Annotated in this window: 20 protein-coding genes and 1 CRISPR repeat array (1 of these 21 only partly in view); of the genes, 4 read left to right on the top strand and 16 right to left on the bottom strand. The window is 56.4% G+C overall.

The features are described 5' to 3' along the window. Positions 1-4 precede the first annotated feature (4 nt). Both ABLV78_RS05240 and ABLV78_RS05235 read right to left on the bottom strand, forming a co-directional pair. Complete coding sequence (locus ABLV78_RS05240; protein WP_045361374.1) at positions 5-1,432, bottom strand: non-oxidative hydroxyarylic acid decarboxylases subunit C; 1,428 nt, start codon at positions 1,430-1,432, stop codon at positions 5-7. Positions 1,433-1,434: 2 nt separating this feature from the next. Further along, positions 1,435-2,025, bottom strand: coding sequence for a non-oxidative hydroxyarylic acid decarboxylases subunit B (locus tag ABLV78_RS05235; protein WP_047041933.1), 591 nt, complete (start codon positions 2,023-2,025; stop codon positions 1,435-1,437). 173 nt (positions 2,026-2,198) lie between these two features. Here ABLV78_RS05235 and ABLV78_RS05230 point away from each other — a divergent pair, with 173 nt between their 5' ends. Continuing rightward, positions 2,199-2,618: a MarR family winged helix-turn-helix transcriptional regulator gene (locus ABLV78_RS05230; protein ID WP_047044293.1), complete on the top strand. Its 420-nt coding sequence runs from the start codon at positions 2,199-2,201 to the stop codon at positions 2,616-2,618. On the opposite strand, the gene ABLV78_RS05225 is transcribed toward ABLV78_RS05230, so the two are convergent. Next, the gene (locus ABLV78_RS05225) at positions 2,615-3,502 is read right to left on the bottom strand and encodes a LysR family transcriptional regulator (RefSeq protein ID WP_047044291.1); all 888 of its coding nucleotides are present in this window, start codon (positions 3,500-3,502) and stop codon (positions 2,615-2,617) included. The genes ABLV78_RS05230 and ABLV78_RS05225 overlap by 4 nt on opposite strands. 123 nt (positions 3,503-3,625) lie before the next feature. Here ABLV78_RS05225 and ABLV78_RS05220 point away from each other — a divergent pair, with 123 nt between their 5' ends. After that, positions 3,626-4,003 carry a DUF4440 domain-containing protein gene (locus ABLV78_RS05220; RefSeq protein WP_047044290.1) on the top strand — a complete coding sequence of 126 codons (378 nt, stop codon included), beginning with the start codon at positions 3,626-3,628 and terminating at the stop codon, positions 4,001-4,003. A 52-nt stretch (positions 4,004-4,055) separates the two neighbouring features. Here ABLV78_RS05220 and rpoS read toward each other — a convergent pair whose 3' ends face one another. The 13 genes from rpoS to cysG form a co-directional block, all read right to left on the bottom strand. Then, complete coding sequence (gene rpoS, locus ABLV78_RS05215; protein WP_015369990.1) at positions 4,056-5,048, bottom strand: RNA polymerase sigma factor RpoS; 993 nt, start codon at positions 5,046-5,048, stop codon at positions 4,056-4,058. A gap of 157 nt (positions 5,049-5,205) precedes the next feature. Next, entirely contained in the window at positions 5,206-6,348 is a 1,143-nt protein-coding gene (nlpD, locus tag ABLV78_RS05210; protein WP_047044288.1) for a murein hydrolase activator NlpD, read from the bottom strand. A 124-nt stretch (positions 6,349-6,472) separates the two neighbouring features. Beyond that, positions 6,473-7,099: a protein-L-isoaspartate(D-aspartate) O-methyltransferase gene (locus ABLV78_RS05205; RefSeq protein ID WP_015369988.1), complete on the bottom strand. Its 627-nt coding sequence runs from the start codon at positions 7,097-7,099 to the stop codon at positions 6,473-6,475. After that, on the bottom strand, positions 7,093-7,854 hold the full coding sequence (gene surE / locus ABLV78_RS05200) for a 5'/3'-nucleotidase SurE (RefSeq protein WP_015369987.1): 762 nt from the start codon (positions 7,852-7,854) through the stop codon (positions 7,093-7,095). The genes ABLV78_RS05205 and surE overlap by 7 nt, the downstream gene beginning before the upstream one ends. Further along, complete coding sequence (gene truD / locus ABLV78_RS05195; RefSeq protein WP_047044285.1) at positions 7,835-8,884, bottom strand: tRNA pseudouridine(13) synthase TruD; 1,050 nt, start codon at positions 8,882-8,884, stop codon at positions 7,835-7,837. Before truD ends, surE begins: the two co-directional genes overlap by 20 nt. Further along, positions 8,881-9,360: a 2-C-methyl-D-erythritol 2,4-cyclodiphosphate synthase gene (gene ispF / locus ABLV78_RS05190; protein ID WP_047044283.1), complete on the bottom strand. Its 480-nt coding sequence runs from the start codon at positions 9,358-9,360 to the stop codon at positions 8,881-8,883. Before ispF ends, truD begins: the two co-directional genes overlap by 4 nt. Continuing rightward, entirely contained in the window at positions 9,360-10,070 is a 711-nt protein-coding gene (gene ispD / locus ABLV78_RS05185) for a 2-C-methyl-D-erythritol 4-phosphate cytidylyltransferase (RefSeq protein ID WP_047039060.1), read from the bottom strand. Before ispD ends, ispF begins: the two co-directional genes overlap by 1 nt. Positions 10,071-10,089: 19 nt before the next feature. Then, positions 10,090-10,401 carry a cell division protein FtsB gene (gene ftsB, locus ABLV78_RS05180; RefSeq protein WP_015369983.1) on the bottom strand — a complete coding sequence of 104 codons (312 nt, stop codon included), beginning with the start codon at positions 10,399-10,401 and terminating at the stop codon, positions 10,090-10,092. Between the two features lie 138 nt (positions 10,402-10,539). Continuing rightward, a complete protein-coding gene (locus ABLV78_RS05175; protein WP_047044281.1) occupies positions 10,540-10,866 on the bottom strand; it encodes a DUF3561 family protein in 327 nt (108 codons plus the stop codon). 50 nt (positions 10,867-10,916) lie between these two features. Next, complete coding sequence (gene cysC / locus ABLV78_RS05170) at positions 10,917-11,522, bottom strand: adenylyl-sulfate kinase (protein ID WP_047044279.1); 606 nt, start codon at positions 11,520-11,522, stop codon at positions 10,917-10,919. Then, positions 11,522-12,949, bottom strand: a complete 1,428-nt coding sequence (gene cysN / locus ABLV78_RS05165) for a sulfate adenylyltransferase subunit CysN (RefSeq protein WP_047044277.1) — start codon at positions 12,947-12,949, stop codon at positions 11,522-11,524. The genes cysC and cysN overlap by 1 nt, the downstream gene beginning before the upstream one ends. 9 nt (positions 12,950-12,958) lie before the next feature. Next, entirely contained in the window at positions 12,959-13,867 is a 909-nt protein-coding gene (gene cysD, locus ABLV78_RS05160) for a sulfate adenylyltransferase subunit CysD (protein WP_015369979.1), read from the bottom strand. Between the two features lie 9 nt (positions 13,868-13,876). Next, positions 13,877-15,292 (bottom strand): siroheme synthase CysG, encoded by a 1,416-nt coding sequence (cysG, locus tag ABLV78_RS05155; protein WP_047044275.1) that lies wholly within the window; start codon positions 15,290-15,292, stop codon positions 13,877-13,879. Between the two features lie 237 nt (positions 15,293-15,529). Here cysG and ABLV78_RS05150 point away from each other — a divergent pair, with 237 nt between their 5' ends. Further along, positions 15,530-16,585, top strand: a complete 1,056-nt coding sequence (locus ABLV78_RS05150; protein WP_047044273.1) for an aminopeptidase — start codon at positions 15,530-15,532, stop codon at positions 16,583-16,585. A gap of 134 nt (positions 16,586-16,719) precedes the next feature. After that, complete coding sequence (locus ABLV78_RS05145; protein WP_047044271.1) at positions 16,720-18,762, top strand: hypothetical protein; 2,043 nt, start codon at positions 16,720-16,722, stop codon at positions 18,760-18,762. A 56-nt stretch (positions 18,763-18,818) separates the two neighbouring features. Further along, positions 18,819-18,981: a CRISPR direct-repeat array (repeat unit 29 nt; unit sequence CGGTTTATCCCCGCTGGCGCGGGGAACAC) (it continues 1,761 nt past the right edge of the window).

The following is an 18,981-nucleotide window of genomic DNA, read 5'->3' as shown; positions in this document are numbered from 1 at the left end:
CTCCTTATTTACGGTTGGCCAACATGGCGGTCAGTTTTTCAGCCCAGGCTTTGGTTTCCGGTAAATCCTGCACCGGCTGGCTGTAGTGACCGCGAAGGTCCGGCGCAACCGGAGTGGTGGCGTCGATAATCAATTTGTCGGTGATCCCCGCCGGGCTTGAACCAGGATCGAGCTCCAGTACCGACATGTTCGGCAACTGCACCAGGTCGCCCGCCGGGTTGACCTTCGAGGAGAGCGCCCACATCACCTGCGGCAGGTTGAACGGATCGACATCTTCATCGACCATAATGACCATTTTCACGTAGCCGAGTCCGTGCGGGGTAGTCATCGCGCGTAATCCCACCGCGCGGGCAAAACCGCCGTAGCGTTTTTTGGTGGAGATAATCGCCAGCAGGCCATGGGTGTACATGGCGTTGACCGCCTGCACCTCCGGGAACTCCGCCTTCAGCTGCTGGTACAGCGGCACGCAGGTCGCCGGGCCCATCAGATAGTCGATTTCGGTCCATGGCATACCGAGATACAACGATTCAAAAATCGGTTTTGTGCGATAAGAGACTTTATCGATACGCACCACCGTCATATTGCGGCCGCCTGAGTAGTGGCCGGTGAACTCGCCGAACGGCCCTTCGATTTCACGCTTGCGCCCTTCAATCACCCCTTCAAGGATCACTTCCGAGCCCCACGGTACGTCAAAGCCGGTCAACGGCGCAGTGGCGATCGGATACGGGCTTTCGCGCAGCGCGCCCGCCATCTCATATTCTGACTGGTCATACTTCAGCGGCGTCGCGCCCATCAGGGTGATAATCGGGTCGTTACCCAGGGTGATGGCAATAGGCAGATCCTCACCGCGCTCTTCCGCTTTATGCAGATGCAGCGCAATATCGTGCATCGGTACCGGCTGCAGGCCCAGCTTGCGCTTGCCTTTCACTTCCATCCGGTAAATACCGACGTTCTGTTTACCGAAGTTGTCCGGGTCAAGCGGATCGCGAGAAACCACACAGGCTTTGTCGAGATAGAAACCACCGTCGCCATCGTTCAGGCGGAACAGCGGCAGAATATCGAACAGGTTGATATCGTCGCCATCAACGGTGTTTTCCGCCCACGCTGGATTAGCGCGACGCTCCGGCGTTACCGGGAATTTATCCCAGCGGCGAATAAATTCATCAATCTGTTTTTTCACCGGCGTGTTTGGCGGCAGCCCCAGCGAAATCGCGTGGTTTTGCCAGGAACCGATGGTGTTCATGGCGACACGGGCATCGGTAAAGCCGCGAATGTTATCGAACCATAGCGCTGGCGCGCCGTCACCGATGCGCCCTGTGGCGTTAGCGGCAGCGGCGAGATCCGGCTCGGCATTCACCTCTTCGCTAATTTTTAGCAGTTGCCCCTGCTCATCAAGCGCCTGCAAAAAGCTGCGTAAATCATCAAAAGCCATGATTAATTCTCCTGTGATAAATTCTCGACCGCGCGCAGGCCGTTCCAGCGGCGCGCTTTGTGATATTCGAGACCAAACTGATCCAGCACCCGGGTCACGATATGGTTGGTGATATCCTCGACCGTTTCCGGATGGTTGTAGTAGGCAGGCATCGGCGGCACCATCGCCACGCCCATGCGCGACAGCGCCAGCATGTTCTCCAGATGAATGGTGCTCAGCGGCATTTCTCGCGGCACCAGAACCAGCTTGCGCCCCTCTTTCAGCACGACGTCCGCCGCGCGGCCGACTAACCCTTCCGCATAGCCAGCGCGGATACCCGCCAGCGTTTTCATGCTGCAGGGGATAACAATCATGCCGTCGGTACGAAACGATCCTGATGAGATGGTCGCGGCCTGATCCGCCGGGCTATGGCAGAAATCCGCCAGCGCGGCGACTTCACGAGCGCTATAGGGCGTTTCCAGCTCAATGGTGGTTTTTGCCCATTTCGACATCACCAGGTGCGTTTCCACATCCGGCATTTCGTTCAGCGCTTGCAACAGCGCGACGCCCAACGGCGCGCCGGTCGCCCCGGTCATCCCAATAATCAGTTTCATTCACTACCTCACACATTGTTCGTATACGAACCTTTGTATTAAAACTACGCTCATTTTTACGGGATCTCAATATCGTTCGCATACGATCCGCATCAATAATCAAAAAAATGAGATGTGAAAAGAAGCCGTAAATGCGGCTATCATAAAGGTGATATTTTTGTGACGGAGTGTTCATGGAGTTACGTAACGAAGCGTTCCACCTTCTGCGCCAGCTTTTTCAACAGCATACCGCGCGCTGGCAACATGAATTACCGGAACTGACCAAGCCGCAATATGCAGTGATGCGCTCGGTAGCCGAACATCCTGGAATCGAGCAGGTGACGCTTATCGAAGCGGCCGTCAGCACGAAAGCGACGCTGGCGGAGATGCTAAGCCGGATGGAAAAACGCGGGCTGGTGCGCCGCGAACACGATCCGACCGATAAACGTCGCCGTTTTGTCTATCTGACGGATGAGGGGCAGGCGCTGCTCGCAAATTCCATGCCGCAGGGCAACCGTGTCGATGAAGAGTTTTTGAGCCGCCTTAACGAAGAGGAGCGCGCGCAGTTTTCCAGGCTGGTCCTGAAAATGATGGAAAATAAAAACGCGGATTAAGCGGTTCGTTCACGCAGAAAATCGATAAATGCCCGGACCTTGGTTGGCACATGCTGCGCGTCCGGGTAGACGGCGAATACACCCTGGGAGGGAAAAATATACTCCGGCAATACCCGCACCAGCTCCTGCCGCGCGATGGCTTCGGCCACCAGCCACTCCGGGAGTAGCGCCACCCCGCTTCCCGCCAGCGCAAAGCCCATTAACGCTTGTGCGCTATCGGCTGAGATCCGCGGCGGTTGCGTAATTTCAAAAGCGATCGATTGCCCTTCGGCGGTCAGGAGCTGCCAGCGTAGCGGCGTCGCCAGGCGCTCGTTAACAATCCATGCCGCCTGCGCCAGGTCGGCAAGCGTGCGCAGCGGATGTTTATCCAGCCATCCCGGTGAGGCCACGGGCACGATGGCGAAACGCGAAATACGAGCCGCGTGATAGCGCGAATCGGCCAGGGTGCCGAGACGTATCGCGACATCAAACCGTTCCGAGATCAAATCCGCATGATACGACGATGAGACGTGGCGCACCCGCAGCGCCGGATGTCGACGAGCGAATTCCGCCAGCGCCGGGATGATCACCTGCGCGCCATATTCCGGGGTGGTGGTGATCCGCAGTTCGCCGCTTAACCCGGCGTGGCTGGCGCGCACCTCGTCCTGTAAATTCTCCGCGGCTTTCAGCAGCCCGACGCCGCGCTGGTAAAACACCGCCCCGGCTTCGGTGAGCGTTAACCGGCGCGTCGAACGTAGAAGCAACGTCACTCCCAGTTCACTCTCTAGCTGACGAACGTTAAAACTAACCACCGCTTTGGTTTGCCCAAGCGCCGCCGCCGCCGCGGTAAAGCTCCCGGCATCAACAACGGCGACAAACATGGTAACGCGCTGCAGGTTTAGCATTTGAATGACGCTTATTGTCAAAAAATTTTAGACAGTATATCCCTGAAAAGCGCATTTATCCGCCCCTGACGCGCGGTTTACAGTACTCATTTGCAATCGCCTGCAGCTTAACCCGGAGAAAACATGAACCCATGGATCCAAGAAGTTATCGACGCCCACGTAATCATTGAACAATGGCTGGGCCGGAAAGAAGGTAGCGCGCAAGCGCTGATGAGCCGCTTTGCGCAAGAATTTACAATGGTTCCTATCAGCGGCGCTAAGATGGATTACCCGACGGTAAGCGGTTTTTTCCATAGCGCGGGCGGCAGCCGCCCGGGATTAAGCATCGTGGTTGATAATGCGCAGGTATTGAGCGAATGGCAAGACGGCGGCGCGGTGCTGTACCGCGAAAGCCAGACCCTGCCGGAACAAGGCGAGATCGTGCGCTGGTCGACGGCGATATTTCAGCGCATTGAGGGGAAAATCTTCTGGCGTCACCTGCAGGAAACCCGCATCGGTTAATACAAAGGAAAAGGCCCAATCGCAGGATTGGGCCTTTTTGAGAGAAAACGATTTATTCGCGGAATAGCGCTTCGATGTTTAGCCCCTGTCCCTGCAGGATCTCCCGCAGGCGGCGCAGGCCTTCAACCTGAATCTGACGCACGCGTTCGCGGGTCAGGCCGATTTCACGACCCACATCTTCAAGCGTTGCGGATTCATAACCCAGCAGCCCAAAACGACGAGCCAGTACTTCGCGCTGTTTGGCGTTCAGTTCGAACAACCATTTGACGATGCTTTGTTTCATATCATCGTCCTGCGTGGTGTCTTCCGGGCCGTTGTCTTTTTCATCGGCCAGAATATCCAGCAGCGCTTTTTCTGAGTCACCGCCCAGCGGGGTATCCACTGAGGTAATGCGCTCGTTCAGACGCAGCATACGACTAACGTCATCAACCGGTTTATCCAGCTGTTCGGCTATCTCTTCAGCGCTTGGCTCGTGGTCCAGCTTATGCGACAACTCGCGCGCGGTACGCAGATAAACGTTCAGCTCTTTCACAATATGGATAGGCAAACGAATGGTACGGGTTTGGTTCATAATCGCCCGTTCAATCGTTTGACGGATCCACCAGGTAGCGTAGGTTGAAAAACGGAACCCACGTTCCGGGTCAAACTTCTCAACTGCGCGGATCAGGCCGAGGTTACCTTCTTCAATCAGATCCAGCAGCGCCAGACCACGATTGCTGTAACGACGAGCGATCTTCACCACCAGACGCAGGTTACTTTCAATCATGCGACGGCGTGAAGCAACATCTCCACGTAGTGCGCGACGGGCGAAATAGACTTCTTCTTCGGCCGTCAGCAGCGGGGAATAACCAATCTCACCAAGATACAACTGTGTCGCATCGAGAACGCGCTGGGTGGCGCCTTGCGACAGCAGCTCTTCCTCAGCCAGATCGCTATCACTGGGTTCCTCTTCTACTAAGGCTTTCTCGTCGAAAACCTCCATTCCGTTCTCATCAAATTCCGCGTCTTCATTTAAATCATGAACTTTCAGCGTATTCTGACTCATAAAGGTGGCTCCTACCCGTGATCCCTGAGCAAAGCACCTTCCGCGACCCATCACTAAACGACGCCGGAGTTATCCTCTTTATGCCTCCACTGAAGGAGGCATATCGCGACCGCCCTGGCGCCTTTCATGGTGTTACGCTTATCCGTACTTTGCCAAATTATCGCTGCGGTAAGTACTGCAGCGGGTTGACGGATTTCCCCTTGTAACGAATTTCAAAATGTAATCTTGTTGAGCTGGTTCCGGTGCTACCCATGGTAGCGATTTTCTGCCCCGCTTTGACTTCCTGTTGCTCCCGAACCAGCATGGTATCGTTATGAGCGTAGGCACTCAGGTAATCATCGTTGTGTTTGATGATAATAAGATTACCGTAACCGCGCAGTGCGTTACCGGCATAGACGACGCGCCCATCGGCGGTCGCGACAATAGCCTGTCCTTTACTGCCTGCAATGTCGATACCTTTATTGCCGCCTTCCGCGCCGCTAAAGTTCTCGATAACCTTGCCATCAGTCGGCCAGCGCCATGATGAGATCGGCGAACTGGTAGACGTACTGCTTGCAGTCGGTTGGGTTGTGCTAACGGTTGATGGCGCCGTAACCGGAGCGACCGTCGTCGTGGTCGTTGCTGGTTTATTATTCGGCAACATCTTAGTAGCACTCTGTTCACCTGAAGATTCAGAATACGTAATAGTCGGTTGTGACGCAACCACTGCGGTGGATTTTTGTGCAGAAGTTGTGGTGGCCGTCGCACCGCCGCTTGCCTGCGCGCTAGCCTGAGATACCGGATTTTCGCCGGTGATCGGCTGGCCTGCGGAGTTGCCGACCTGCAGCACCTGACCCACGTTCAGCGCGTACGGCGCCGGGACATTGTTGCGTTCCGCAAGGTCGCGGAAATCGTTGCCGGTGACCCACGCGATATAGAACAGGGTATCGCCGCGCTTAACGGTATAGGTACTACCGCCGGTATAGCTACCTTTCGGAATATCGCCATATTTACGGTTGTAAACAATCTTACCGTTCACCGTCTGCACCGGCTGCTGTGCCATCGGCTGAACCTGGGTCGGCTGAGTCTGAATTGGCTGGGTCTGCATCGGTTGAATCGGCTGAGCCGGAGGAACTTGCTGCCCGCCGGAGGATGGCGGTGTAATCAGCATCCCGGAATTGGTGCTGGAGGACGCAGCGCCGCTTGCCGAATTCACCGGCGCAGGCGGATTATTGGTATTTGTACACCCGGCCAGCCAGAGTGAAACCAGTGACAACGCCGCAATACGGCTTACGGTAAATTTTGGGCTTCCCGCGCTCATTTATCCCCCAGGAATATGTTAACTGCCAATATCTTGCTTACCGGGCAGCGCCCGGCCAGGACACTGAAAAATGTGTCCACCCTACGCCTAAACTTAGGCAAAAAAAACCTGGAATAATCCGGGTTCAGGCCAGCTCCCCTCTGACGAGCGGAACAAAGCGAACGGCTTCGACGGTATCGATGAAAAACTCGCCGCCGCGGCGACGGATCCGCTTCAGATACTGATGTTCTTCACCGACCGGCAAAACCAGCACGCCGCCTTCATCAAGCTGCGCCATCAGCGCGGCCGGAATTTCCGGCGGCGCGGCGGTGACGATAATCGCGTCAAAAGGCGCGCGAGCCTGCCAACCCTGCCATCCATCGCCATGACGGGTTGAAACATTATGTAAATCAAGTTGTTTAAGACGCCGACGCGCCTGCCACTGCAGGCTCTTAATCCGCTCGACCGAGCAGACGTGGTGCACGAGGTGTGCCAGGATCGCCGTCTGATAGCCGGAGCCGGTGCCGATTTCCAGCACCCTTGAGTCCGGCGTCAGTTCCAGAAGCTCCGTCATCCGCGCCACCATATAGGGCTGCGAGATGGTTTGCCCCTGGCCAATCGGCAGCGCGGTGTTTTCCCACGCCTTATGTTCAAAAGCTTCATCAACGAATTTTTCGCGCGGAACCTGCGCGATTGCCTCGAGGACTCGCTCATCGACGATGCCCTGAGTGCGTAGCTGATTCAACAAACTTTCAACACGTTTACTTACCATTGCGTATCAACCCCGACGCGTTCTAACCAATCGGTCACCACCTCATGTGCCTGATGAGCGGTTAAATCGACATGCAATGGCGTTACGGAAACATAGCCTTCATCCACCGCCGCAAAATCGGTCCCCGGCCCGGCATCGCGCTTATCACCCGGCGGGCCGATCCAGTACAGCGTATTACCGCGCGGATCTTTTTGCGGAATGACCTGGTCGGCCGGATGGCGGTTGCCGCAACGGGTCACGCGAATACCTTTGATTTGCTCGAGGGGAAGATCCGGCACGTTGATGTTGAGAATCCGCCCGGTACGCAGCGGCTCGCGGCTTAACGCGCGCAGAATGGTGCACGTCACTGCCGCCGCGGTGTCGTAATGTTGATAGCCGTTCAGCGAAACGGCAAGGGCGGGAAAACCAAGATGGCGGCCTTCCATCGCCGCCGCGACGGTGCCGGAATAAATGACATCATCGCCAAGATTGGGGCCCGCGTTGATTCCTGAGACCACGATATCCGGACGCGGACGCATCAGCGCGTTAACGCCGAGATACACGCAGTCGGTCGGCGTGCCCATCTGGACGGCGATATCGCCATTTTCAAAGGTGAACGTGCGTAGAGAAGATTCCAGCGTGAGCGAGTTTGAGGCGCCGCTGCGATTACGATCGGGTGCAACAACCTGGACCTCGGCAAATTCGCGTAAGGCCTTCGCCAGGGTTTGGATCCCCGGCGCGTGGATACCGTCATCGTTACTCAGCAATATTCGCATAGTCACCCGTTGTATTGATAAGTTCCCTTACCACGCTGGTGGCAAAACTTCCCGCTGGCAGCCAGAAGCGCAGTTCAACAGTGACATCATCCCACCAGTTCCAGCACAATTGCTGCGGATACAGCAGCATCGCCCGGCGCGCGGCTTCAACTTTTTCGCGCGCCAGCAGCGCCTGTAGCGACGTTTCTTCGGCTATCGCGGCTTGCTCGGCGGCCAGCGCGTCGCGTTGGCTGCCCCAGTCGCCGCTGCCCGGCAGCGCAGCGGTAATCATCAGCTCGCGGTTATCGACCCGCGCCTGTAATTCCGCCAACTCTTCGGTGGTTGCCACAAACCAGCTTCCGCGCCCCGCTAATTGTAGCGCATCGCCATCAACAACCTGATTAAATTCCGTTTTTTTTAATCTAATTGCAACTTGCTGATTAAACAACGCGCTGCGTGCCGCCGACAACCAAAAACTGCGTTTATTGCGATCGCGCACCGGCTCGCCGCTCTCGGCCCAGCGCAATGCGCCCTGCAGGTTGCTACCGCCGATACCAAAGCGCTGCGCGCCGAAGTAGTTCGGCACCCCGCCGGCGGCAATCGCCTGCAAACGCTTTTCGACATCGTCGCGATCGCTGATTTCCCGCAGGATCAGCGTGAACTGGTTGCCCTTCAGCGCGCCTAAACGCAGCTTACGCTTATGGCGGGCATACTCCAGCACCTGGCAGCCTTCGAGCTGAAATTTGCTCAGATCCGGCATCTCTTTACCCGGCACGCGGGCGCACAGCCACTGTTCGGTGACCGCGTGCTTATCCTTTTGCCCGGCAAAGCTCACTTCGCGCGCATGGATTTTAAGGAATTTCGCCAGCGCGTCGGCAACGAAACGGGTGTTGCAGCCATTTTTCAGAATCCGCACCAGCACATGTTCGCCTTCGCCATCGGGGGCGAAACCGAGGTCTTCGACCACCAGAAAGTCTTCCGGATTGGCCTTCAGCCGCCCCTGGCTGAGCGGCTTGCCGTGCAGGTATGTTAAGTCATCAAAGGCGATCATTGCGTAACCTTACGCAGCAGCGCCACCGCTTCACAGGCGATGCCTTCGCCACGGCCGGTGAAGCCAAGCTTCTCGGTGGTGGTCGCTTTCACATTGACGTCGTCCATATGGCAACCGAGATCTTCGGCGATAAATACGCGCATCTGCGGGATATGCGGCAGCATTTTTGGCGCCTGGGCAATGATGGTGACGTCAACGTTGCCAAGGGTATATCCCTTCGCCTGAATCCGCCGCCACGCTTCACGCAGCAGCTCGCGGCTATCCGCGCCTTTAAAGGCCGGATCGGTATCCGGGAACAGTTTGCCGATATCGCCCAGCGCCGCGGCGCCCAGCAGCGCGTCGGTCAGCGCATGCAGCGCGACGTCGCCATCGGAATGGGCGAGCAGCCCTTTCTCATAAGGAATACGTACCCCGCCAATAATAATTGGCCCTTCACCGCCAAAAGCGTGTACGTCAAAACCGTGTCCAATTCGCATTAAGCCTTCTCCTGGTGTCGGGAACGGGTAAGGTAAAATTCGGCCAGCGCCAGATCTTCCGGGCGCGTTACTTTAATATTATCAGCTCGTCCGGCGACCAATTCGGGATGGAAGCCACAGTACTCCAGCGCCGACGCTTCATCGGTGATGGTCGCGCCTTCATCCAGCGCGCGCGTCAGGCAGTCAAATAGCAGTTCTCGAGGGAAAAATTGCGGCGTCAGCGCATGCCATAAATCATTGCGTTCGACGGTATGGGCGATCGCGGTTTTGCCCGGTTCGGCACGCTTCATGGTATCGCGCACCGGCGCCGCCAGTATGCCGCCGACGCGGCTGGTCGCGCTTAGCGCCAGCAGCCGCGAGAGATCATCCTGATGCAGGCACGGACGCGCGGCATCATGAACCAGCACCCATTGCGCATCCGCTAAGGCTTTCAGCCCCGCCAGAACCGAATCGGCGCGCTCAGCGCCACCGTCAACGACGGTGACCTGCGGATGGTGGGCTAAGGGAAGTTGACTAAAGCGGATGTCGCCAGGGCTGACGGCGATCACCACCCGCTGAACGCGTTCGTTCGCCAGCAGCGCGGCGACCGAATGTTCGAGAATCGTTTTGTTACCGATTGAGAGATATTGTTTCGGGCACTCCGTTTGCATACGGCGGCCAAAACCGGCTGCCGGCACCACGGCGCAAACGCCCGGAAAAGTGGCTGCCATATTGTCATCCTGGGCTTGTTTATCGATTATTCTGCGCAGAACCCTGATTGCGTTTTGAGGCATCCGGCACCAGACGATAGAACGTTTCGCCCGGGCGGGTCATGCTGAGTTCATTGCGCGCGCGTTCTTCGATCGCTTCCTGACCGCCGTTGAGATCGTCAATTTCGGCGAAAAGCTGATCGTTGCGCGCTTTTAATTTGGCGTTAGTGGCCTGCTGAGCGGAGACATCGTCATTAACCCGGCTATAGTCGTGCAAACCATTTTTGCCAAACCACAGCGAGTACTGTAGCCAGACCAGCAAAGCTAATAATAGCAGCGTTAATTTACCCATCCTGCCCCCTGAAAAACGGCATCATCATCCCATAACTCGCCGGAGTACTCTACCCTGGCGCGCGGACGATGCCGCGTAACGCGGGGACTGTACCACATTTTTGCGATGGATACCCAGGCTTGATTCATCCCAAAAAGGCTATCCCAACAGCCAGAGGAACAGCAGACCAAACATTAGCCCGACGGTTAAAATCGTCGCGCAAACGCTGTAGATCAGTTTGCCGTCCAGTAATGAATGTAGCGCAATACCGACCACCACGGCGACCGGCATAATGGCAAGGAAGAAAGGCCAGGTATAGAGGAAGAAAAAGAGCGTATTACCGCCATACATGAGGAAGGGAATACCCAGCGCCAGCAGCCATGAAATAAAGCCCACGGCGGCGCCTGACAAAGACCAGGTGGTCTCGTCGCCGGCCGCCGGAGGCGGTTCTGAACGAATAATACTGAGGTTCTGGGTATTGCGCATATTGAATCCTGTTGACCGGGCGACCGGCACCCCTCGATGCCGTTGCCTTTTCAGGATCTGATAATATCGCTCTGTCGAAGCAGGTCTAATAGTTGGTGCACCAAATTTGTTACCAATTGTTCACCATCCAGATGAATTTCAGCATTCTCCGGGGATTCATAGACCGAATCGATACCGGTAAAATTACGCAACTCCCCTGCCCGCGCCTTCTTGTACAATCCTTTCGGATCCCGCGTCTCACAAGTGGCCAGCGGGGTATCGACAAACACTTCGATAAAGCGTCCTTCCCCCAAACGCTCGCGCACCATCTGCCGTTCCGCACGATGAGGAGATATAAACGCGGTCAATACAACCAGCCCGGCATCGACCATCAGCTTAGCTACTTCACCAACGCGGCGAATGTTCTCTTTGCGATCGTCGTCACTGAATCCCAGATCGCTACACAGCCCGTGACGCACATTATCGCCGTCAAGCAAGTAGGTGCTAACGCCAAGCTCGTGCAGCGCCTCCTCCAACGCCCCGGCGACGGTGGATTTACCCGACCCCGAGAGGCCGGTAAACCACAGTACCACGCCGCGATGGCCGTGATGCTGCTCGCGCTGCTCGCGGGTCACCGGATGCGCATGCCAGACGACGTTTTCGTCATGCCGGGCCATTACTTGCCTCCCAGCAGATCGCGTGCGTCCCAGTGCGGGAAGTGTTTACGAATCAGCTGATTCAGCTCCAGCTCAAACGCGCTGTACTGCGACGTCGGAGCCTGCGCCTGCAGGTGCGGTTCGTTGACCATTCCCGCGCCAACCGTCACATTGCTCAGGCGGTCGATAAAGATAAGCCCGCCGGTCACCGGGTTGTCCTGATACGGATCGAGCACCAGCGGCTCGTCAAAGGTCAGCTCCACCAGCCCGATGCCGTTCAGCGGCAGCGCTTCGACTTCACGCTGGGTCAGATTATTGATGTCGACCTGATAGCGGATAGCGTCAACGCGGGCGCGGGTTTTCTTGCCAGCCACTTTAATGTCATAGCTCTGACCCGGCGACAGCGCCTGTTCCGCCATCCACACGACGTCGATGCTGGCGCTTTGTACCGCGGGCAGCGAGGCTTCAGCGTCAACCAGCAAATCGCCGCGGCTGATGTCGATTTCATCTTTCAGGACGATAGTGATCGCTTCTCCCGCCCCGGCCTGCGGCAGGTCGCCGTCAAAGGTGACAATACGCGCCACGTTCGACTCCACGCCCGACGGCAGCACCTTCAGACGCTGGCCGACCGTGACCGTCCCGGAGGCGACGGTGCCGGAGAAGCCGCGGAAATCCAGGTTCGGACGGTTCACATACTGCACCGGGAAGCGCAGCGGCTGGCTTTCGACATCGCGCTGGATGTCAACGGTTTCCAGCACTTCCAGCAACGTCGGGCCGCTGTACCACGGCATTTTGTCGCTCTGTGTGGCGACGTTATCCCCTTCCAGCGCCGACAGCGGCACGAAACGGATATCAAGCTTGCCCGGCAGTTGTTCGGCGAAGGTCAGATAATCTTCACGAATTTCATTGAAGCGCGCTTCGCTGAACTCGACGAGATCCATTTTGTTCACCGCGACCACCAGGTGCTTAATCCCTAATAACGTGGAGATAAAGCTGTGGCGGCGAGTCTGGTCGAGCACGCCTTTGCGGGCGTCGATCAGCAGGATCGCCAGATCGCAGGTGGACGCGCCGGTCGCCATATTACGGGTGTACTGCTCGTGGCCCGGGGTGTCGGCAATGATAAATTTGCGTTTTTCGGTCGAGAAGTAGCGATAGGCGACATCAATGGTGATGCCCTGCTCGCGCTCGGCCTGCAGACCATCCACCAACAGCGCCAGATCCAGTTTCTCGCCCTGAGTACCGTGACGCTTGCTGTCATTGTGCAGAGAAGAGAGCTGATCTTCATAAATCTGGCGCGTATCGTGCAGCAGACGGCCGATCAAGGTGCTTTTGCCGTCATCGACGCTGCCGCAGGTCAGAAAACGCAGCAGGCTTTTGTGCTGTTGCGCGTGCAGGTAAGCTTCTACGCCGCCTTCATTAGCAATTTGTTGTGCAATCGTAGTGTTCATGGCGGCTCCTTAGAAATAACCCTGACGTTTTTTCAGCTCCATGGAGCCTGCCTGGTCGCGGTCAATGACGCGCCCCTGACGTTCGCTGGTGGTGGATACCAGCATCTCTTCAATAATTTCCGGCAGCGTTTGCGCGTTGGACTCTACCGCGCCGGTCAGCGGCCAGCAGCCGAGGGTACGGAAGCGTACCATCTGCTTTTTGATCATCTCGCCCGGCTGCAGATCGATACGGTCGTCATCGATCATCATCAGCATGCCGTCGCGCTCCAGTACCGGGCGTTCTGCCGCCAGGTACAGCGGGACGATTTCAATATTTTCCAGGTAGATGTACTGCCAGATATCCAACTCGGTCCAGTTAGAGAGCGGGAAGACGCGAATGCTTTCGCCTTTGTTAATCTGACCGTTGTAGTTGTGCCACAGCTCCGGACGCTGATTTTTCGGGTCCCAGCGGTGGAAACGATCGCGGAAGGAGTAAATTCGCTCTTTGGCGCGGGATTTCTCTTCATCGCGACGCGCGCCGCCGAATGCGGCATCAAAGCCATATTTGTTCAGCGCCTGCTTCAGGCCTTCGGTTTTCATGATATCGGTGTGCTTGGCGCTGCCGTGAACGAACGGGTTGATGCCCATCGCCACCCCTTCCGGGTTTTTATGCACGAGCAGTTCACAGCCGTAGGCTTTGGCGGTACGGTCACGGAACTCGTACATCTCACGGAATTTCCAGCCGGTATCGACGTGCAGCAGCGGGAACGGCAGGGTTCCCGGATAAAACGCTTTGCGCGCCAGATGCAGCATTACGCTGGAATCTTTACCGATGGAGTACATCATCACCGGGTTAGAGAATTCGGCGGCCACCTCACGAATGATATGGATGCTTTCCGCCTCCAGTTGCCGCAGGTGAGTGAGTCGTTTTTGGTCCATAACCGTTCCTTAAGCCAGATTTACCACCGAAGAGTTAAACCCCTCGCTAGATGTTGTGTGTTGAAACCAGGCGAGCTGCTGATGCAGCTGTACCACTTCGCCCACCACCAGTAGAGCGGGCATCGGGGCATCTTTCGCCAGATGTTCGAGCTGTTGTAACGTGCCGGTCAGCGTCTGCTGATCCTCGCGGGTGCCGCGGGAAATCACCGCCACCGGGGTATTCGCGTCGCGGCCATGGGCGATCAGCTGAGCGCTGATGTCCGCCGCTTTCATGGTGCCCATGTAAATCGCCAGCGTTTGTTGGCTCTTCGCCAGCAGCGCCCAGTCAAACGGCGCGCTGTCAGATTTATAGTGACCGGTGACAAAGACAGCGCTTTGCGCATAATCGCGATGGGTCAGCGGAATGCCGGCATAGGCCGTCGCGCCCGCCGCGGCGGTGACGCCTGGCACCACCTGGAAGGGGATCCCGGCGGCGGCGGCGGCCTGCAGTTCTTCCGCGCCGCGCCCGAAGATAAACGGGTCGCCGCCCTTCAGGCGCACCACCGTTTTCCCGGCTTTGGCGGCATCCACCAGCATTTGATTCGTTTCGTGCTGCGGTACGGAGTGCTCGCCCGCGCGCTTACCTACGCAGATCATTTCGGCATCACGGCGCACCAGCTCGCGCACGCTCTCGGTCACCAGGTGGTCATAAAACACCACGTCCGCCTGTTGAATCGCCTGCAGTCCGCGTAGCGTCAGCAGCCCGGCATCTCCCGGCCCGGCGCCAACCAGAATAATTTCACCCATGCTGCGTTCCGGTCTGTCGAGTTCATCCTGGAGCGCTCGTTCCGCCGCCGCGTGGTTACCGGCCACCATCAGGCTGGCAAAACGCCCGGTGAAAACGCGCTCCCAGAAGCGACGCCGCGCTTCGGTGGTGGTCAGACGGGTTTTGAGATGATGGCGCCAGTAGCTCGCCGTTTCGGCCAGCCGCCCCAGATTGGTGGGCAGTAGCGCTTCGATTTTTTCTCGCAGAATGCGCGACAGCACCGGCGCCTTGCCGCTGGAGGAGATCGCCACCAGCAATGGCGACCTGTCGACAATAGAAGGAAAGACGAATGAGCACAGCGGCTGGTCATCCACCACGTTCACCAGGCGGTAGCGGGCGTTAGCCGCGGCAAACACCCGCTGGTTGAGTTCACGATCGTCGGTTGCGGCAATCACCAGAAATACGTCGTCCACTTGTTGTTCATCAAAGGCGGTCGCCCGCCAGCTAATTTGCTGACGTTCCACCTGTTCAGCGAGCTCCGGCGACAGAACGGCGGCGACCACCTGTACCTTCGCCTGCGCCCGCAGCAAGAATTTAATCTTGCGGACGGCAATTTCACCGCCGCCGATAACCAGCACGGGTCTCTCTTTCAACTCGGCAAACAGGGGCAAGTAATCCACGGCGCAACAACTCTCTTACATTCAGCAATAGAGGGACTATAGGGGGCTGCTTTGAGCAAATGAAATTACGAAATGGAATGAGTTGTGACGCAAAAGAATAACGAGCTGGAAATCTAAATATCAAAAAGTGCTTAACGCGCGCATTTTCCGCTATTTAAGAGCAAATGAAATTGTTTAAGCGGCGTCACAGTTTCATACTAACGCCGTCGAAATGTTTTGCTCGTGTAAGGACCCACTATGTTTTCCGCGATGTGCCGCCGTCTGCTTCCGCTGGCGCTTGGCACAGGTTTTGTCTTCTCCGCCGCTCCGGCATTCAGCGCCCTGGGCGACACCGCAAATACGCAGGCCCGCCATATTGCTACCGTCTTTCCTGGAAGAATGACCGGTACGCCGGCCGAGATGCTGTCAGCCGATTATCTTCGTCAACAATTTGCCCAGATGGGTTATCAGAGCGACGTGCGCAGTTTCAATACCCGCTACATCTATACCGACAGCAACCAACGTAAGAACTGGCACAACGCCACCGGCAGTACGGTAATCGCCGCGCATGAGGGCCAGTCTCGCCAGCAAATCATCATTATGGCGCACCTCGATACCTATGCCCCGCAGAGCGATAAAGACGTAGAGAACAACCTCGGCGGCCTGACCCTGCAGGGGATCGACGACAATGCGATGGGGCTCGGCGTATTACTGGAGCTGGCGGAACATTTAAAGAACGTCCCCACCCGTTACGGCATTCGCTTTATCGCCACCAGCGGCGAGGAAGAAGGCCGCCTGGGCGCGCAAAATTTGCTGAAACGCATGAGCGAGGCGGAAAAGAAAAACACGCTGCTGGTGATAAATCTCGATAACCTGGTGGTCGGCGATAAGCTCTATTTCAACAGCGGGCGCAGCACGCCGGCATCGGTACGTAAGCTGACCCGCGATCGCGCGTTGGCGATTGCCCGGAGCCACGGCATTGCCGCGTTCACCAATCCAGGGCTGAATCCGGAGTTCCCGAAAGGTACTGGCTGCTGTAACGACGCCAGCGTTTTTGACAGCGCCGGGATCCCGGTACTCTCCGTGGAAGCGACTAACTGGTCATTGGGTAAAAAGGATGGATATCAGCAGCGCAGTAAAACCCGCAGCTTCCCGCAGGGTACCAGCTGGCATGACGTGCAACTGGATAACCAACAGTATATCGACAAAGCGCTGCCGGGAAGGATCGAGCATCGCGGGCGCGATGTCGTCAAAGTGATGCTGCCGCTGGTTAAAGAGCTGGCGAAGGCAGGAACGGCTCATTCAGGAAAGTAGTCTCTCTATTTTTCGGATTGCGAGAATAGCGTCGCCCATGAACAATAATGTCTCTACTTAAGACGTTATATCGTTTTAGCCAACATTAAGCGCCGGCCTGGCAGGATGCCAGGCATCTTCGCAAGGAATGCAATATGTCTTTACGCAAATTGTCCCTGGCTGTATTTCTGATTGCCGCGCCTGGAGCAGCCAGCGGCCACGCCTGCGAATCTCCATTGTCGGAATGCCCGGACTATTTTTTTCTGACTAACCGCGAGGCCCACCTGCTCGAATTGCCGCAGGGCAACTTTGCATTTGTCAGCAGCCACCTGTTACCGCCCGACCCGCTCCTGCCGCAATGGCGCGACACCGCCAAAGATAAGCTCGCCACTTCCGCTCAGGGCGCCCAGTTGAAAGCGATCCTCGAGAGCGGCTCAGTAGAGGCCGCCGAGAAGATGACTACTAGTCTTCCAACCGCCGAGCGCCTGTACGCGCTCGGCGCCGTTGCGTACGACAGCGATCGTGAACTAGCACGTGAATATTTCCGCCAGCTGCTTGCGCTACCGGCGGACCGGCAAGGCGAATGGGGATTAAAAGCGCTTTTTGCGCTGGGGCAGGATTTAATCCAGGAAAATCCACTAGCCAGCTTAAGCGATCTGGAAGCCTTGCCCGACACTAGAGATATTGAGGGTAGCCGTGATGAATCAGCAAAGGCCTTTGCTCTCTTTCAGCAAATTATCGATACCGTACGTAACGGCCAGGACGATCCGCAGTTACTTTCACTGGCAGGTTTAGTACAACAGGCGCGTATCGCCAGGCAAAACGAAACGGACGGCTTTGTTGCAGAAGCCCATTTTAATGCCCGGCTGGCGGCACAGGGCTCGCTGCCCAGCAGCGTACGGTTATATCAAGTGGCCGAGAATATAAATCATCCGGAAAATGATGTTTTCCTGCAAAAGCATATTGCTGACCCGCTTGTCCGGCGGTTGCTTATTGCCCATTTGAACGCTACCCCCGTTGATGCTTCAGCCAATGACGGCACCTTTCAGATTGGCGCTTACTACCCTAAAGTGGTGGCAGCGCTGTTAAAAACGGCCAATGATGATTTGCCTTCGGATGTTCATCTTATCGCCCTGGCCTACCGTTACGGACGATATTCTACGGTTACGCAGCTATTACAACATGCGGAAGAGAATATGCTGGCCTCATGGCTGAGGGCTAAAATGGCATTGCGGGAAGGTGATCTAAAAAAGGCGACCGTCTGGTACGAAAAAGCGGCCAGTTCTCTTCCCGTGGAAGGAGATAATTGGGTAAACCCATTCTTCAGTATGGCAATCGAGGAGTACTCATATGAGATTCCGAGTGAGCGAATTAGCGCCGAGCGGGCATTACTGGCGTTAAAAAATAATAATTATGCTCAAGCAATGGAGCTGATGTATCGCCCAACATACTACTGGCGAGGTCCGTTCTGGATTGGCGAGCGGCTACTCACCATGGAAGAGTTAACAGCATTTGTAGACCAACATTTTCCGCCATCAGACTCGCCACAAACGCAAAATCCACAGCGCGATAAGGAAGATACATACGGTATCGAATTTCGCACCCTCCTCGCCCATCGCCTGATGCGCGATGGCCAGTATCAAAAAGCCTTACCCTATTTTGATAATCAGCAGGACCGCCAGCTTGCACAGTCATTTGTTGATTCGCTTCCCGAAAGCGGCTCTAAAATAACCCAGGCCGAGGGCTGGTGGCAGGCTGCGGTCATTCTACGCGAGCATGGCAACAACCTGATGAGCTATTTTTTGGAGCCTGACCAAAAGTATTTAAGTGACGCAAATACGTACCTGTCCTGCGCAGACGCCACAAACAATATCTCTGGAGTACACTCCTGGGTTGGTAGCGAGGAGCAATATCGCATACAGCATTCACGACCCAAACCATTCAACAATGTTGAGCATTATCGCTGGAGGGCGGCAAAACTTGCTGAAAAAGCAGCCAGTTTGCTACCGCGAAAATCTCAGGCTTATGCCGCTATACTTTGCAATGCCAGCAATTGGGTCTCGAGCGACCAACAATCGGTTAAGCGGCTGTACCAGCTTTACGTGAAAAACGGGGCGCCATTCCCCTGGGCTGAGAAATTTGGCCGACAGTGCCCATCTCCGGATTTTTCTGAGCGAAAGGTTAGTGGGGAAAGCTAAAGAGTCGAGAATGAAATGGGAATGAGAAGTGGCAATCGTCACCTAAAACAAATCTACGGTTTGTCCCCGCTGACGCGGGGAACACTCCTTAACTTCTTTCTCAACCGAGGGGAAATACGGTTTATCCCCGCTGGCGCGGGGAACACTCGATAATTTATGAGGCATGTTTTTACCTACCCGGTTTATCCCCGCTGGCGCGGGGAACACCCGCCGACAAAA

Origin of the sequence: Klebsiella sp. CN_Kp075 (assembly GCF_040065055.2) — a bacterium.
Classification (GTDB): domain Bacteria; phylum Pseudomonadota; class Gammaproteobacteria; order Enterobacterales; family Enterobacteriaceae; genus Klebsiella; species Klebsiella aerogenes.
The sequence above is the reverse complement of the archived record's forward strand: the minus strand, read 5'-3'. Positions and strand labels throughout refer to the sequence as shown.

Bases quoted from the DNA above. Each gene is read 5' to 3' on its own strand.
- ABLV78_RS05240 (WP_045361374.1), bottom strand. From the start codon at position 1,432: ATGGCTTTTGATGATTTACGCAGCTTTTTGCAGGCGCTTGATGAGCAG.
- ABLV78_RS05235 (WP_047041933.1), bottom strand. From the start codon at position 2,025: ATGAAACTGATTATTGGGATGACCGGGGCGACCGGCGCGCCGTTGGGC.
- ABLV78_RS05230 (WP_047044293.1), top strand. From the start codon at position 2,199: ATGGAGTTACGTAACGAAGCGTTCCACCTTCTGCGCCAGCTTTTTCAA.
- ABLV78_RS05225 (WP_047044291.1), bottom strand. From the start codon at position 3,502: ATGCTAAACCTGCAGCGCGTTACCATGTTTGTCGCCGTTGTTGATGCC.
- ABLV78_RS05220 (WP_047044290.1), top strand. From the start codon at position 3,626: ATGAACCCATGGATCCAAGAAGTTATCGACGCCCACGTAATCATTGAA.
- rpoS (WP_015369990.1), bottom strand. From the start codon at position 5,048: ATGAGTCAGAATACGCTGAAAGTTCATGATTTAAATGAAGACGCGGAA.
- nlpD (WP_047044288.1), bottom strand. From the start codon at position 6,348: ATGAGCGCGGGAAGCCCAAAATTTACCGTAAGCCGTATTGCGGCGTTG.
- ABLV78_RS05205 (WP_015369988.1), bottom strand. From the start codon at position 7,099: ATGGTAAGTAAACGTGTTGAAAGTTTGTTGAATCAGCTACGCACTCAG.
- surE (WP_015369987.1), bottom strand. From the start codon at position 7,854: ATGCGAATATTGCTGAGTAACGATGACGGTATCCACGCGCCGGGGATC.
- truD (WP_047044285.1), bottom strand. From the start codon at position 8,884: ATGATCGCCTTTGATGACTTAACATACCTGCACGGCAAGCCGCTCAGC.
- ispF (WP_047044283.1), bottom strand. From the start codon at position 9,360: ATGCGAATTGGACACGGTTTTGACGTACACGCTTTTGGCGGTGAAGGG.
- ispD (WP_047039060.1), bottom strand. From the start codon at position 10,070: ATGGCAGCCACTTTTCCGGGCGTTTGCGCCGTGGTGCCGGCAGCCGGT.
- ftsB (WP_015369983.1), bottom strand. From the start codon at position 10,401: ATGGGTAAATTAACGCTGCTATTATTAGCTTTGCTGGTCTGGCTACAG.
- ABLV78_RS05175 (WP_047044281.1), bottom strand. From the start codon at position 10,866: ATGCGCAATACCCAGAACCTCAGTATTATTCGTTCAGAACCGCCTCCG.
- cysC (WP_047044279.1), bottom strand. From the start codon at position 11,522: ATGGCCCGGCATGACGAAAACGTCGTCTGGCATGCGCATCCGGTGACC.
- cysN (WP_047044277.1), bottom strand. From the start codon at position 12,949: ATGAACACTACGATTGCACAACAAATTGCTAATGAAGGCGGCGTAGAA.
- cysD (WP_015369979.1), bottom strand. From the start codon at position 13,867: ATGGACCAAAAACGACTCACTCACCTGCGGCAACTGGAGGCGGAAAGC.
- ABLV78_RS05150 (WP_047044273.1), top strand. From the start codon at position 15,530: ATGTTTTCCGCGATGTGCCGCCGTCTGCTTCCGCTGGCGCTTGGCACA.
- ABLV78_RS05145 (WP_047044271.1), top strand. From the start codon at position 16,720: ATGTCTTTACGCAAATTGTCCCTGGCTGTATTTCTGATTGCCGCGCCT.